The organism is Cohnella faecalis, from assembly GCF_003570905.1.
Taxonomy (GTDB): domain Bacteria; phylum Bacillota; class Bacilli; order Paenibacillales; family Paenibacillaceae; genus Cohnella; species Cohnella faecalis.
The window spans coordinates 629,070-643,759 of sequence record NZ_QXJM01000039.1 but is presented as its reverse complement, the minus strand read 5'-3'; the positions used below and the strand labels follow the sequence as shown (position 1 = coordinate 643,759).

The window sequence follows — 14,690 nt, the reverse complement described above, 5'->3', positions numbered from 1 at the left end:
TCGATCGCGATATTATGCAAGATCGCCTGTGCCTCAAGCAGCGTAACCGTATCCCTCATCATGACGCGTACGTCGTGGTACGACAGCTGGTACACCTGCGGCTTGGACAGCATGAGCAGCTCGCTTACGATATCCTCGATCCGGTCCAGCTCGGAATTCATGATATCGTAGTAGGTCGTCGTGTTTTTCCGACCGGAAGCTATGAGCTGCAGAAATCCCTTAAGCGAGGTTAGCGGGTTGCGGATTTCATGAGCAATGCCTGCGGCCAGTTGCCCGGCCACGTACAGCTTCTCCGAATTGATGAGCAGCTCCTCGTTCTTCTTCCGTTCCGAAATATCCCGGATAATAACTTGAATGGCAAGCTCGTTGTCCAATGTCGTAATCGTTTCCACAATTTCCGTGTGCAGCACTTTGCCGTTCAACGTAATCCATTCCTGCTCCAGCGGACGCCCGCTGCCGATCAGTACGAGATTGTTCAGCCTCTCGCGCACTTCGGCGTGATCCCTCGCCGGCAAAAAAGAGAAAATCGACTTGCCCAGTAAGTCCTTCTCCTCCTCCGCTTCGAACATCCGCATCCCCGAAGCGTTCACGAATCCCCAATGATCCCCTTTGAAAATAGCGATCGTATCGAGCGAGTTTTCGACCAGCAGCCGGTACCGTTCATCCATCTGGTTAAGCCGCTTGTCGATGTACCACGTCACTAGAGTCGACATGAGAATGAGCAGCGCGCCAACCGCAATAATAACGGCCATAAGGTTAATGTCCTGGCTGAGCTTGTCGACGCTCGCGTACGTTTTTTTCTCGATCGTCAGCGCGTGATTTCCGAGAATCTGCACGATAATGGCGGATCCTCCAAGAACAAGGCTCGCCGCCATATTCCGATACCCCAACGATCTCATTTCCGCCAGACGGAAGGAAAAATACGTTCCCGCAAAAATAACGACAATCGACAAAAAAATGTAGACCGGGTGGGGAGTCAGCTTGTCGATCGGCTGCCCCAGCATGCTAAAATAATTCAGAAAAACGATGCCGAACGCAAGAATCGTGCTCCCCAGCAGCAAAGGGTGACGAACGACTCCCTGAAAGGTAAGCATAACGAATGCCATCAACGAGAAAAAAATGATGAAAAACAGGCCTACCGGCATACTCCATTCGAAATACCATTCCTGGTCGAAGGCAAGCATCGTGATGAAATGCTTCGTCCACAAGCCAACGCCGAAGACGAACGCTCCTCCTGCCAGCCAAAATTGTCGGAACGTACCGTTCGTCCTTTTGAGGTTGCCAATGAAGTTGAACATCGTGTACGATGCGAGTATGCTGATTAACAGGGCCAGCGACATGAAAAGGATACGAAATACTGCACCTGAACCATCCATAGGTTAGTTCCCTCGCAAATGTTTTGTCATTGATTGCTAATGTAACCTACTGTTCACATTCGACGGCTTTAGGCAAAATCCTTTCCATTTTGCAGTTATAATTTGTATAAAACAGGAATCTACTAGGAGGAAACATCATGTTCAAATCGTTCTTCGGAGAGTTCAAAACGTTCGCCATGCGAGGAAATGTCGTGGATTTGGCGGTCGGGGTTATCATCGGAGGCGCGTTCGGCAAAATCGTCACTTCTCTCGTCAACGATATCGTCATGCCGCCGATCGGGCGCTTGCTGGGCGGGGTTGATTTTACTGACTTGTTCATTAATCTTAATCCGGAGAAGCTCACCAAAGCGAAGGAAGTCCCCAAAACGCTCATTCAAGCCCAGGAAGCCGGAGCGGCCGTCATAGCATACGGACAATTTATCAACGTCATGCTGGATTTTATCATCGTCGCTTTTTGCGTGTTCATGCTAGTGAAGCTTCTCAATAAACTAAGCCGCAAAAAAGAAGCCGCTGAAGAAGCGGCTCCGGCAGCGCCGACGACCAAGGAATGCCCTTACTGCATTTCGGAAATTCCGATCGCCGCTACCCGCTGCGGACATTGCACATCCGAGTTGAACGCCTCTCCCGCAAGAGGCTGACGAGTTCATGAGCTCGGAAGAGAGATTCGATATTTACGACGACGACGGCTCTCCGATCGGAACGGCATCCCGCAAGGATGTACACAGACTCGGTTACTGGCACCATACGTTTCACTGCTGGCTTGCGCGACGGATGCCGGACGGACGAACGGCCGTGCTGTTCCAGCGCCGAGCCGAGAGCAAGGATACGAATCCGGGCTGCTTCGACATTACGGTAGCCGGCCATCTATCTGCCGGAGAGACTCTGCAGGATGCCGTTCGGGAGATGGACGAGGAAATCGGCTGGAGCGTCCCTTTCGAGAGGCTTGTCCCGTTCGGCACGATCCGGGAGAATGCGAGCGGGGAGCTTCGGGGCGTGCCTTATATCGACCGCGAGATCAGCCATGTGTTCGGCTGCCTGACCTCTCATCCGCTGAATCGCTTCAAGCTGCAGGAGGAAGAGGTCGCCGGCATCTACGAGTGCGACGCGGAGCGGTTGATCGATCTCATGGAAGGCCGGATCGCCGCCGCCCAAGCCGACGGCTTCCGATTAGGGAAGATCGGCTTGAGCGAAAGCTCGGCAACGCTCCGTGTCTCCGATTTCGTCCCCAGAGACTTAAGCTACTATGTCGACGTATTCCGATTTTTGCTCTCCTTGACGGAGCGCGGGGAGATCGATTCGTTCGATAAGCCTTGAAGCAGCAGACGGACCGGCGTCCATTCGAGCCGGCCGTCTTTTATTTTGCCTTCCTGCCAATTTCCCGTAGGCGGATCGTAGAACAGAATCTCGTGCTTGCCGTCGCCGTCGGTGTCCCATACCCGGAAAGGCCGGCCGTCCTGAAAGCGGCCGAATACCTCGCTGTCTCCGACGGCCTCCCACTCCATATAAGCGGTTGAAACGTCCGGGCGTGATTCATTCTGACGCGGCCTTCCCAGCCACCAGATGCCGTCGCTTGGACGATAATACAGCACTTCTTCTTCATCGCTGTCGAACTTGCCGCACCAATAGGACAGCCCGTTCCGAAACCGTCCCATTCCTTCCCAATTTTGATACCATCGTTCAACCATGCCATGGATGTTGTAAAATTCGGTGTGACGCGGAACGGTGTCGAAATCGTTGATTTCCGGTTCGCCGAGAAGCTCGGAAAGCTGTTGGTGCATGCAGCCGTGCAGCCCCGAGCTTTCAATGAACCGGCCAAGCTCGTCTGCGGTGGCGAACGTCTCCGGCTGCGTCAGAATGCGCCGTTCCGCATCGACATCATAACAGGGAGACCGCCGGATCTCTTCCGGAACGGACGTCCACGGTGCGACGAGAGCCGCATCTCCGCCGTTCTTGACGTACCAGGCTATCGCCTTGCGGATGTAATTGCGGTGAAACTGCAAAAAATCGAGCCCGTAGCCGGAGGGCGGTCGCGTAATATCCACGCTATGCCGTGCATGATGCCAACGTTTGTGCTCCTCCAGCAGCCGCTCCGGAAAGTTCGGAATGATCGGCAAAGGCAGTCCCCCTTCGCAAGCGTTCGCCTCGTCGGGCAGACGCCTTTACGACCATTGTATGCCGGCAAGGCTGATGGACTGCCCTCTTAATTATGCCGGCGGCATTCCCGCCGCTTTGCGCACTTCATTGGCAAGCCGATGGAACTCGTCCCTCGCTTCCTTGGACTCCGTCGCGTTGAAGCCGGCTTGCAGGAAAGCAATGATTTTGTTAGCATCCTTTTCGCTCATGACAGACTCCTCCTCCCCGTTCAAGCTCCACCAGCCTTCGCCGCCGAAAGATTCGTTAAGATCGACCGCGAGTCCGTTCACTGTCGTATCGATTTTATATTGATAGATGTTAGCGTGACCGCTCTTCTTGCCGCCGCTCCACGCATAGGTTTGCCAGAAATGCCCGCACGCCTTGCGCTTCGCCATTTCCTCGATCACCGCATAGGAGCCGTATACGCCGACCTCGTAACCGGGCAATTCGGCTTTCGCCGCTTTTAGATAAGCCTCTATATGGCCGTAATCGCCTGGCTGCGCATCGTAATCGACGGCAAAATAGATCGCGCTGCCTGTCGTCTGACCAATCCCAATCGCTTCTTTGTATGCAGACGCTCCATCCAGCTTCCCTGCGGACGCTCCGCCGGACGGCCGGCTCGCCGTCGTCTCGAACACGGAGACGATCTGCATTCCGGCATCCGTAATGACTTTGGCTTCCGCGTCGGTCAACCGCTTCCATTTATAGGCTGCCGGAACAAGGTACCTTCCCGCGAATTCAAAGCCTGACTTAGCAAGAGATTTGGCCGTCTTGGCCGTAAGCGGATTCGCGCAATCGATTCCTTTTGCCACTTTCGCTCACCTCTTTATAAGAAGATGACAGCTCCGCCGCAAACGTTCGGGCTGGATATATATTCAAAAAACTAACATTTGGTTAATAATTGATCATCAGGATATCTCATACCTTGCAGTTATGATGAAATTACCCATTATGCAACGGAGGAGGTCATGATCTTGAGAGACATTAGAGAAGCTATTCATTCTTTGGACGACACTTTTCTGATCAACAAGTTTATTTCCGCCGCGGAATACTCCATGGACGACGAGTTCATCCAAATTCTTCTTCAGGAAATTAAAATCCGCAATCTGACGCTCGAACAAGTGCTCAAGGAGCTGCACTGATTCAAAAAAAAGCGCGGAACCCCTCGCTCGGCTCTGCGCTCCCCAGTTGATTACGCTGACTGCAGCAGCGCGGTTCTCCGAAACTTGACGAAAGATACGATTCGCCACGGCAGTACGTACGAAAAAGCCACGACCATGAACAAAGCGCTTAACGTCTGCGGATCGATCATCTGCAAGTAGCTGCGCAGAGCGAACCGTATGGCGAGAACGGCCACAAACGCGACAATGAATCCGACGTTCTTTTTCGCGTAAATCTGCTTGTCCTCCCGTACTTCGTACTCCGTCGTCCATATGAGAGGAATCGACAGCGCGACCCCGATCGCGCAAGCGACCAGCCACTCATACGCCGGCGCGTGAACGTCCTTGTTCAGCACCAACGCAATGCCCGGAAGCATGAACAGCACCGGAAGCAAAATTCTTCGCCCATCTCCTTTTATCGGACGGTAAAAGCTTCGCGTTCTCCTCCAAAGCACCAGAGCGGCGATCAGAATGAAGGTTACATAAAAAGAATTGCCCATGCTCGCACCACTTTCAACAGACTGGATTCGTTCGTACTCCAAATTCCTCTTTTTCCCTTTTAGATAGTATACATGCATTCCCAACTCCAGTGAACAAAAAAGGCAGCTCCCTCTACTCGGGAACCGCGCCGTTGCTCTTCCACATATCGCCAAGATTAGGTCTTTTGTAGTAGAATGATAAGGATCAATAGTCCTAGCCAATCCTCGAGCCGATCGGGAATATAAAGGGTGCAATATGAAAAAAACAGTCGTGATACTCCTATTTCTTTTAACGCTGCTTAGCGTTAACAACCGCACTTCCTTCGCCGCCGACTTACTCCCCAAAGCAAATTCACAATTAACCATTAATGGTGCTCCTTTCAAATCAACAGCGCCATTACTTAGTAAAGGAAAAGAAGTTCTCGTCCCCCTAAAAGACTTCGTAACTCAACTCAAACTTAATCTGGAATGGAATACCGAATACTCCGGCTATCGAATTAATTCTTTGAAAAAAGTAATTTTAGTAATGCCTAACAGCAAATTAGCAAATATCAAAATTATTAGCGAGAAAAATTATAAGAGTGCTACTGCAGGAATAACATATGAATTTGCATCAAAGATTGAAAGGATGCCCGCCGCGTTAATTAGGCAAAATAATGTCCAATACATATCCCTTCAATGGCTTTGCAAACAATTGGAACTCAAATTACAATCTAATAACTCATCCCTTATTGCTGCTGGTGAAGTTGCTCCGGCAACTTGGAAAAACTTAACGCCGCTCTATGAAACACTTAAAAAGAAATATGAATACGATTATTTTTCTTCCGACCTGGAAACATTCATGAAATATGAATTTAATGCTGGCGTAAATCGTGGATTCATCGAAGTCGAAAATAAACAAATCATTGCACTGATTGGAAAGAAGATTTGGACAAACTATAAAGACACTGCTACAGATTTGACTACCAATAAAGTTATAACACTCCCTCGTTTATCTCAAATTACCATCACAGATGAACTTTCGGGTGATGAGACGATAATAACCTACAAAAACAAACTATATAAAATATCGAATTCGTTCGCATTGTCTTACTTTAAGAAGGATCCTCAAAAAGAGTTCAAGTGGTCTGCAAAAGTTTGGAACGCAATAAAAGAAGAAGAAGTGTTTATTGGTATGACTACCCCTCAAGCATTAATGTCCTGGGGCGAGCCTGATGATATTAATACAACCACAACAGAGTATGGAATTTTTGAACAATGGGTCTACGGATATAGTTACCTCTATTTTCAAAATGGCAAGCTTACAACCATTCAAAATTAATAAATTACGTTCAGGAAGCAAGCGAATTCCAACTCAAGCTATAGCCACTCCCCAGCCGATGGGGATTTCTGCAGGTGAAATCATGAAAAAGAAAATATATTTATCTGTTCTAGCACTTTTAATTATCTTGTCTTCTTTTGGACTCGGGGCATATGCAGCTGTGAAATATTCTTTAAGCGTTAATGGAAAAGCAATTAAAACCGATGTCAAAGTAATTAATGGAAAGCCATACCTAGCATTAGATTCGCTAAAGGATTTGAAAGGGATCACTATTAAACATGATCCCAAGAAAGGTACAATAACTATTAATGACGCACCGGCAAAAACAGCAACTCCAGCCGCTGCACCCAAACCAAACTCAACGCCAAAAACGGTTGATTATAAGAATGTTATTAGTGCCCCTTCGGTTTTCAATTATAGCGTCAATTCAGTAGATGGGGTTAAGCTTACTTGGATGGCAAGCAATATATCCAATAAAACTATTAAATATTACACAGTAAAAATAAGTACTTATAATCCCGTAGGTGATCCTTCTTACGATGAAATGTCCGGTAAAAGTAAATTTACTCTTCAATATGTTGGTCCGGTTAAACCTGGTGAGGAATTAGTTGTATTTAATCTTTTTACTTATCAAGGTGCCTTAGAGACAATTGTTATCGATGAAATATTAATGGAATACACTGATGGTACAAAAGAAACACTTAAATATGGTCTGAAAACGAGCGATAGTAGTGGTTACGAATAAGGATTGGAAGAGGAGGCTGTCCCAGAAGTAAGTTCAAAAAGGGGAAAAATCTAAAAATGGCGGTGCAAGGGAGGTTATCCCTGCGCCGCCTTTGCTAGTTTTGGTCCATTTCCGCTTTCTCCAACAAATTGTGGGCAAGCGAAAGACATCCGACCTCTAGGCTTATCTTCGGCAAGCCGCGAAGTAGACCGCGCCGGAATCCCGGTTGTTTTTCATTTGCCCAAATACACTCTCCGGCTCGATCATTCTCCGAAACCGATAACCTCGTACCACTGTTGCGCTATCGATCACGCATCCCGCCGAATGTATGGTACCTCTTCCCACTGTTGCGCTCTCGATCACACTTCTCGCCGAATGTATGGTACCTCTTCCCACTGTTGCGCTATCGATCACGCATCCCGCCGAATGTATGGTACCTCTTCCCACTGTTGCGCTCTCGATCACGCATCCCGCCGAATGTATGGTACCTCTTCCCACTGTTGCGCTCTCGATCACACTTCTCGCCGAATGTATGGTACCTCGTACCACTGTTGCGCTATCGACCGCACTTCCCGCCGAATGTATGGTACCTCTTCCCACTGTTGCGCTCTCGATCACACTTCTCGCCGAATGTATGGTACCTCGTACCACTGTTGCGCTATCGACCGCACTTCCCGCCGAATGTATGGTACCTCTTCCCACTGTTGCGCCTTCGACTACACAATTAAGGTGGCCATCTCTCTGAAGAACTTTTAAATGCAAAAAGCGCGGCCTTGGAAAACCCAAGAGGCCGCGCTGTGCTTAAAAAGTGAAGTGGTGCTGATGAAGGGATTCGAACCCCCGACCTACGCATTACGAATGCGTTGCTCTACCAGCTGAGCTACATCAGCAAGTCACTTGTCCTATATTATTGATTTTCCCGACAAAAGTCAACAGTAATTTCGCAGGTATTTTTTTACATATATCTAGACGACGTGAAATACCCGATTGCTTCTTCTTTCCTTCGTCTCGGAGCTCCAATCCGCAGCCGCTGCGCCGGCGCCCACGGCGAACGACTTCTCGCTGCCCAGCCCGCTGATCATCAGGTGCAGCTGCTGCTTCAAATCGACCTCGTACGGATATCGCAAGGAATTTCCTTCCGGAGTGCGAATAACCCGGACGATCGGTCTTTGCTTGCTATCCTCGTGAAAACCGCTTACGACTCCGATTTCCCCGCTGCTTAGACGGACGGTCGTCCCCTTCGGAAACAAGGCGAGATTATCGCGCATCCGACGCACCTTTTCCAAATCGTATAATATTCCCGCTCCGCCATACAGAACCTCCAACGCCTCGTGCGGAAGCATCGGGCTATTGTTGCCGCGGCCATTAACGAGCGTATCGAACAAGTCGAACATGCTGATCCACTGAATATGCTTGTGGATGCTATTGCTCTCCAGTCCGTACGGATAGCCGCTGCCGTCGATTCTCTCATGATGGTACAAAGCGCTATGCGCAGTCAGCAGCGGGAAGCCGCTGTCGCGCAGCAAACGATAGCCGAGCTCGGTATGGGACATGTACTTCTCCAGGCTGCTGTCCTTCGCCGTGCATTTCAATCCTCCCGGCAGCAGCAGACGGCCGACATCGTGAAGTATCGCTCCCATAGCCAGCGCGTGCAAATTTTCCGAATTAAGCCCATCCTCCAGTCCGAGGCGGGTAGCGCACACACCCACGTTCAACGCATGCTCCAGAAAATGCTGCTTGTCCCCGTCGGCCAGCATCGTCGTCAAGTGAACCGGCAAGCAGAGATGATTGCGCCGCTCGCGCAAATCGGCCACCAGCATCTTCGCCGCATCGTGGCAGAAGCGGACAACGTTCGCGGACAGCACGTCGCGCTTGCCGACGAGCAGCTCGTCCATCACATGCGACAGCGCCCCGTGCAGAACGATGATCGTCTCGTCGCGAATAGCTTGATCCGGAGCGATATCCTCGGTGCCCTCTTCTTCGATGTGCAGGAACGGCAAGCCCAATTGCGCCAGCTTGTTGATGGCATGCTCCGTCAGAATGAAACCGCGGCCGGCCAGAACGTGGCCTTGCTCCGTATAGATGGATCGTCCCAGCTTCATTCCTGGACGGCATTGATTCGTTCGTACGATAATCATTTTTTCATCGCTCCTTGTAGTTGCTCGGGTTCCGCAACGCTCCCTTGTCATAGTCCTATCGTACCGGAGTCTTACGTCATATGACCAGTGACGGGTGTCACTCCTAAAGTCATGTTTTAAGTGATTCCTGTCGAAAATTACGTCGCTCAACGGTTCCGAAATGCCTTATAATGGAACAGACATGGAAAGGGGAATCACGGATGCTTAGAATCATTATCGCCGACGATCAGACGCTTATGAGGGATGGGCTGCAGACGATCCTTCAACTGGAGGACGACATTGAGGTAGTAGCGACCGCCGAGAACGGCGAAGAGGCTTGCCAGCTTGCCCTGCAGCTCCGCCCGGATCTCGTGCTGATGGATATACGCATGCCGGTGATGAACGGGATCGAAGCGGTCAAAAAGCTGCACGAGCAAGCGCCGGATACGAAAGTGCTTATGCTGACGACTTTCGACGAGGACGATTACATTATAGAAGCGCTCGCCAGCGGAGCGGTCGGCTTCCTGCTCAAGGATATCCCGACGAATAAGCTGCTTCAGGCTGTACGAGACGCGGCCAAAGGCGAGATGATGCTGCCGTCCTCCATAGCGGTCAAGCTGGCGAACCGGCTTGCTTCTCCTTCCGCCCATCGGCCTGCGGCGCCCGGGCGCATGCGCGGCAAGACGACGGACCTTAAATTCACGGAACGGGAGATGAGCATCATCGCCCTCATGGTAGAGGGCCGCACCAACCGGGATATTGCCCAGCTTCTGTTCATGAGCGAGGGAACCGTCAAAAACTATATCAGCACCATCTACGATAAAATCGGTACCAACGATCGGACGCAGGCCGTCATTTGGCTGAAGGACATGACTGTCATATGACAGAGACCGCAGTGAAACGATGGTATGCGAGAGGATTGCGAAGCCATTTCCACCTGCTTCGCGTTCTGGGCTTTCTGCTCGGCATTCTTCTGCTCATCGGCTGGGGGCTCGTCTCCTTGGAACGATCGCCGGCCGGCCAAGGACTCGACAGCTCGAAGTGGCAATGGGCGTCCGCTTCATCCTTCCAAGAAGCCGCCCCTCCCGATCAAGGCTGGATCCCCTTATCGAGCCGACCCGATCTGCATAATGAATCCCGCTATTACTGGCTCCGAATCCCCTTGGCTTACGATGACGAAGCGCCGCTTCTGCGCGAGCCGACGCTCTGGGTATTCAATACCCCCTCTCTCCGGGTGTTCGACCGGGGCAATGGCTGTTTTCCTACGACCCGAAGGAGCGGAGCGATAGGCTCAACCTGTTCACCCACTGGAACGCAGCGCCGCTTTCCTCACCTCTTCCATCCGAGCTGTACATGCTTATCGACAACCGCGAAGCATTGAACCCGGCTCCGTGGATCGGACTGATCGACAAAAGCGACCTGCTCATCCATCTCGTACGCAAAGACACGTACAGCTTGGTGCTCGCCGGCTTCTTTCTATTAGGGGCGTGCGTCGCGCTCGGCTTATATTGGGGAAGACGCGATCGTCTGCATCTTTACTTTTTCCTATTGTCGTTGTGTTGCTGTTACGCCGCCTTCGTCCGCAATTACTTGCTTCAGGCCTATTGGGATCAGCCTTGGCTCAGCTACTTGGAGCTGGCGGTATTCCCGTTCGGAGTGACCGCGTTCGTGAGCAGCATTCATGAAGTGTTCCGCATGACGTTAAAAACCCGGGTGTTGGACGAGTTCCGGCGCATCCTGTTCTGGTTTTCCTGTCTGACGCTCGCAAGCGCGCTGTTCTTGAATATGAAGTGGTATTCGTGGCTGCTCAGCTATCCGCTGCTCGCCTTGTTTCTTCTTACCGCTGTCATCGTATTCTGGGTTCTTCGCTCCACCTACCGGGATCGCAAGGATCCGGAGTCCATCTGGATGCTGGCGGGCTTTCTTATCGTTACGGCTTTGGCGCTCATTCACGTTCTTCGCATTTACTTGCCGGCCGTCTTCGGGCGGATTGAGCATTTCGCGCCGCCGCTCGCAGCCCTGCCCTTCGACTTGCTGTCGATTGCGATGTTCTTGTTCCTTCTCTGTCTCGTCCGGGTCATCATCTACCGTTTCGGCGTCCTGAACGAGAAGCTGCTGCAATTCAACAAAGCGCTTGAGGAAAAAGTTGCGGAACGGACCGGTGAGCTTCAGGGAAAAACGGCGCAGCTCAAGGAAGCGAATGCCAGGCTGTCTCGCTCCATGCGCGAGAAGGCGGAGACGCTGGCCGATTCCAAGGTACTCGAGGAACGCAACCGCATCACCGGTACGATTCACGATACGATCGGCCACTCCCTTACCGCCACTATCGTTCAGTTGGAAGCCGCCAAGCGCCTTCTGGACCGCGACCCGCTGCTGGCGGAGGACAAGCTGGGCGCCTCGCAGGAGCTCGTCCGCCGCGGCCTGGAACAAATCCAGCAATCCGTTCCTATGCTCAGAGAAGACTCCGGGCATTACGACTTGGCCGAGGCCATGAATCGTTTGATTCGGGAGACCGAAAGCTCGACCGGCGCCACCGTCGATTGCACAATCGGAGCGCTTCCCGCTTCCCTGCTCTTGCTGCATAAGAGAGTGCTGTTCCAAGCGCTTCAGGAAGGGCTGACGAACGGTTTGCGGCACGGCGCCAGCAGCCGCTTCGAATTTTCGCTGCAAGCCAAGAACGGACAACTGCTCTTCCGGCTCGCCAGCGACGGCAATACCTATAAGCCTGCCGCATTCGGATTCGGGCTTCGAGCCATGTCCGAACGCGTCTCCCAGTTGGGCGGCATCATGACGGTTTCGCCCGGACAGCCCGGCTGCGTTCTGACCGTATCGCTTCCGTATGAAGCATCCGGCCAGCAGGGACAGGGGCTCGCAACAGGAGGATTAAAATGAACGGCTTTCTTCGCGCGCACGTCCCTCTAATTCGAACGTTGGCCCTGCTGGCCGCGCTGCTTTTTGCCGTGGGATGGGGACTTACCTCCCTGGAGAAAAAAGACGGCACCGTCACCTTGCCCGATGACGGCTGGGAGTGGCATCCGGCCGATTCCCTCGAGGAAGCGGCACCGCCGCCGACCGGAAGCGATTGGAGTTCCTTCTCGGGAACGGTCGACCGGACGTACAGGTACTACTGGCTTCGAGTGCCTCTGCCGGAGGAGTCCGGCCTAGAAAATCCGTATTTATGGATCATTAACGTCGGCAGCATGAAAGCCTTCGACGAGGATCGGTTGCTGCTGGACGCCAACTTTATGAAGAAAGGCGTTCGCTTAAGCGCAAGCTTTCATTGGAAGCTGGTGCCGCTGCCCTCTCCGGCCCCGAAGCAGGTCTACCTGCTACTGCGCAATTCCGTCTCCGGGGGAGTCAGTCCTTGGATCGACTACGGCAATAAATCCGCGCACGTGAACCGGATTCTGCATGAAGATATGGATAACATCGTGCTGGGAGGCATGCTGCTGTTCAGCTGCTTGATCTCTCTCGGTTTGTATGCGAGCCATCGGGACAAGCTCTACGCTTATTTCGCACTTCTAGCTTTTGCCGGAGGATACGCTTCCCTCGTCCGGAACCATTTGCTGCAATTTTTCTGGAACAGCCCTTGGCCTGCGTATCTCCAAGATGTGTGCATGCCTTGGGCAACCTTCGCCACGCTTGGCATTATGGCGTCGCTGTTTCCCGGGCATCTGACTTTGGCAAACCGTATTCTGCGAGTCTTCATGCTCGTTCTATCCATTGCGATGACGATTTCGGCCGCTTTCTTTTTTGACGTTTACGGCTTCTTGGGTGAAATGGTGTACCCTCCGGCCTTTCTTTTCGTTTTCTGCATCGTGTTTATATCGATCTTCGCCGCGTACAAAAGGCGCAAAGATGTGGAATCGGTCTGGGTTCTGGCCGGCTTCATCCTGCTGCTGGCGATCGCGCTCATTCATATACTGCGGTTCGCTTGGCTGCCAGGCATTACCGACTGGCTCCGAGCGCATATCGCATGGATCAACAGCCTGCCATTCGACTTGCTGTTCTGGGGGCTGTTCGGATTCGTTATTTGCCTCATCAGGGTCATTATGTACCGCTATACCGCCATGAATCGGCAGCTTACCGAATGGAACCGTTCCTTGGAGCAAGTCGTGCAGAACCGAACTCACGAGCTAAAAGAGCGGAACGAGCAGCTTGAAATAACCCACGAACGACTGGCCGCGACCATCCGAGAAACTTCGGAGGCTCTCGCGGAGACGATTATTCTCGAAGAACAGCACCGTATTACGGGAACGATTCACGATGCGGTAGGCCATACGCTGACGGAAACGATCGTTCAGTTGGAGGCGGCGAAAAGGTTGCTTCATCGGGATCGGACGCTGGCGGAGAGCAAGCTGGAAGCTTCCCAGTCGCTGGTTCGTCGCGGACTTGCCGATATTCGGCAATCCGTTCGTCTTCTGAAGGAGGATACGGAGCACTATGATTTGCCCGGCGCAGTCGGGGCGCTCATAAGAGAGACGGAAAAAGAAGCACTTTGCTCCATCGAGTGCAAGATCGGCAAGCTGCCCGAGTCCATGAGCATTTTGCACAAAAGAATCGTGTTCCAGACGCTGCAGGAAGGCCTTGCGAATGGCATCCGCCACGGCCAAGCGCGCTTCTTCCAGCTTTCGCTCGGCGTCTCCGGAGATTGCGTGAAGCTGCGGCTGTCCAACGACGGCCTTACTTATGTCCCTTCCGATTTCGGATTCGGACTGGAGGAAATGACAGACAGGGCAGCAAGGCTCGGAGGATTGCTGAAGGTAGAGCCCGGAACGCCCGGCTGCGTCATTACTCTATCGCTCCCCGTCGGCTCTCCCGTGTTATAAACCTACTCTTCAAGGGTAAAATAGGTTTATCCGAGAAACGGAAAGCGTTAGCTTTGCTTTTCGGTTCTTCAAGAAGGAGGGCTTGGCATGGCTTTTTTTCAATCTATTTTGCTTGCGTACGACGGTTCGAACACTTCCAAAAAGGCTGCGGCCGCAGCCGCCCAAATAGCCGCAGTTAATCGCTCCAAAGTCGAGGTTGTGCACGTGCTCGAAAGGCTCAAACCGGTAGTGACCGGCGAGCCTGCGGTGTATACGCCTCCCGGAATCGATCTCATTCAAGACGCTTCGCAGGAAATTCTCGAACAATCCTTCGACTTGTTCCCGCCCGAAATCAACCCCCGGTTGACTTTGCTAAGAGGCGTGCCCGGCCCAACGATCATCGAGCATTCGAAGCAGATCGGCGCGGATCTCATCGTCATCGGCCACCGGGGATTGAACCGGATGGAGGAGATGTTTCTCGGAAGCGTCGGGCAATACGTCGTCAGGCATTCCGCGATGCCTGTGCTCGTCATGAAAGATTAGAAGGAAGCCGGTCGCTCCGGCTTTTTTTA

At 52.2% G+C, this 14,690-nt stretch carries 14 protein-coding genes, 1 tRNA gene and 2 pseudogenes; 10 read left to right on the top strand and 7 right to left on the bottom strand.

Going from position 1 to position 14,690, the window contains the following annotated elements; translation table 11 throughout:
* Positions 1–110: 110 nt before the first annotated feature.
* A pseudogene (locus tag D3H35_RS32495) lies at positions 111–668 on the bottom strand (histidine kinase dimerization/phospho-acceptor domain-containing protein); the annotation flags it as partial.
* Between the two features lie 842 nt (positions 669–1,510).
* On the opposite strand from D3H35_RS32495, the gene mscL reads away from it, so the two are divergent.
* Positions 1,511–2,014 (top strand): large conductance mechanosensitive channel protein MscL, encoded by a 504-nt coding sequence (mscL, locus tag D3H35_RS15890; protein ID WP_378124674.1) that lies wholly within the window; start codon positions 1,511–1,513, stop codon positions 2,012–2,014.
* Positions 2,015–2,021: 7 nt separating this feature from the next.
* The gene (locus D3H35_RS15885; protein WP_119150251.1) at positions 2,022–2,690 is read left to right on the top strand and encodes an NUDIX hydrolase; all 669 of its coding nucleotides are present in this window, start codon (positions 2,022–2,024) and stop codon (positions 2,688–2,690) included.
* Here the strand turns inward: D3H35_RS15885 and D3H35_RS31355 are convergent.
* Both D3H35_RS31355 and D3H35_RS15875 read right to left on the bottom strand, forming a co-directional pair.
* Positions 2,618–3,490, bottom strand: coding sequence for a hypothetical protein (locus D3H35_RS31355; RefSeq protein ID WP_199728528.1), 873 nt, complete (start codon positions 3,488–3,490; stop codon positions 2,618–2,620). The genes D3H35_RS15885 and D3H35_RS31355 overlap by 73 nt on opposite strands.
* Positions 3,491–3,580: 90 nt before the next feature.
* Positions 3,581–4,321 carry a DUF1906 domain-containing protein gene (locus D3H35_RS15875; protein WP_119150250.1) on the bottom strand — a complete coding sequence of 247 codons (741 nt, stop codon included), beginning with the start codon at positions 4,319–4,321 and terminating at the stop codon, positions 3,581–3,583.
* Between the two features lie 162 nt (positions 4,322–4,483).
* On the opposite strand from D3H35_RS15875, the gene sda reads away from it, so the two are divergent.
* The gene (gene sda, locus D3H35_RS15870; RefSeq protein WP_158594134.1) at positions 4,484–4,651 is read left to right on the top strand and encodes a sporulation histidine kinase inhibitor Sda; all 168 of its coding nucleotides are present in this window, start codon (positions 4,484–4,486) and stop codon (positions 4,649–4,651) included.
* A gap of 50 nt (positions 4,652–4,701) precedes the next feature.
* On the opposite strand, the gene D3H35_RS15865 is transcribed toward sda, so the two are convergent.
* Positions 4,702–5,169 (bottom strand): CcdC family protein, encoded by a 468-nt coding sequence (locus D3H35_RS15865; protein ID WP_119150248.1) that lies wholly within the window; start codon positions 5,167–5,169, stop codon positions 4,702–4,704.
* 235 nt (positions 5,170–5,404) lie between these two features.
* On the opposite strand from D3H35_RS15865, the gene D3H35_RS15860 reads away from it, so the two are divergent.
* The gene (locus tag D3H35_RS15860; RefSeq protein WP_119150247.1) at positions 5,405–6,469 is read left to right on the top strand and encodes a stalk domain-containing protein; all 1,065 of its coding nucleotides are present in this window, start codon (positions 5,405–5,407) and stop codon (positions 6,467–6,469) included.
* Positions 6,363–7,214, top strand: a complete 852-nt coding sequence (locus tag D3H35_RS31350; RefSeq protein WP_199728580.1) for a hypothetical protein — start codon at positions 6,363–6,365, stop codon at positions 7,212–7,214. The genes D3H35_RS15860 and D3H35_RS31350 overlap by 107 nt, the downstream gene beginning before the upstream one ends.
* 94 nt (positions 7,215–7,308) lie before the next feature.
* On the opposite strand, the pseudogene D3H35_RS35365 reads toward D3H35_RS31350, so the two are convergent.
* The 3 genes and pseudogenes from D3H35_RS35365 to D3H35_RS15845 form a co-directional block, all read right to left on the bottom strand.
* A pseudogene (locus tag D3H35_RS35365) lies at positions 7,309–7,466 on the bottom strand (transposase); the annotation flags it as partial.
* 541 nt (positions 7,467–8,007) lie between these two features.
* Positions 8,008–8,083: transfer RNA gene (locus D3H35_RS15850), tRNA-Thr, on the bottom strand.
* Between the two features lie 75 nt (positions 8,084–8,158).
* Positions 8,159–9,331 carry an HD-GYP domain-containing protein gene (locus D3H35_RS15845; RefSeq protein WP_158594133.1) on the bottom strand — a complete coding sequence of 391 codons (1,173 nt, stop codon included), beginning with the start codon at positions 9,329–9,331 and terminating at the stop codon, positions 8,159–8,161.
* 200 nt (positions 9,332–9,531) lie between these two features.
* On the opposite strand from D3H35_RS15845, the gene D3H35_RS15840 reads away from it, so the two are divergent.
* The 5 genes from D3H35_RS15840 to D3H35_RS15820 all read left to right on the top strand — a co-directional run bounded on the left by D3H35_RS15840 (position 9,532) and on the right by D3H35_RS15820 (position 14,661).
* Positions 9,532–10,194 (top strand): response regulator transcription factor, encoded by a 663-nt coding sequence (locus tag D3H35_RS15840; RefSeq protein WP_119150245.1) that lies wholly within the window; start codon positions 9,532–9,534, stop codon positions 10,192–10,194.
* Positions 10,191–10,691 carry a hypothetical protein gene (locus tag D3H35_RS15835; protein ID WP_119150244.1) on the top strand — a complete coding sequence of 167 codons (501 nt, stop codon included), beginning with the start codon at positions 10,191–10,193 and terminating at the stop codon, positions 10,689–10,691. Before D3H35_RS15840 ends, D3H35_RS15835 begins: the two co-directional genes overlap by 4 nt.
* Entirely contained in the window at positions 10,664–12,202 is a 1,539-nt protein-coding gene (locus tag D3H35_RS15830; protein WP_119150243.1) for a sensor histidine kinase, read from the top strand. The genes D3H35_RS15835 and D3H35_RS15830 overlap by 28 nt, the downstream gene beginning before the upstream one ends.
* The gene (locus tag D3H35_RS15825) at positions 12,199–14,139 is read left to right on the top strand and encodes a sensor histidine kinase (RefSeq protein ID WP_119150242.1); all 1,941 of its coding nucleotides are present in this window, start codon (positions 12,199–12,201) and stop codon (positions 14,137–14,139) included. The genes D3H35_RS15830 and D3H35_RS15825 overlap by 4 nt, the downstream gene beginning before the upstream one ends.
* Before the next feature lie 87 nt (positions 14,140–14,226).
* Positions 14,227–14,661 (top strand): universal stress protein, encoded by a 435-nt coding sequence (locus tag D3H35_RS15820; protein ID WP_119150241.1) that lies wholly within the window; start codon positions 14,227–14,229, stop codon positions 14,659–14,661.
* Positions 14,662–14,690: the final 29 nt, after the last annotated feature.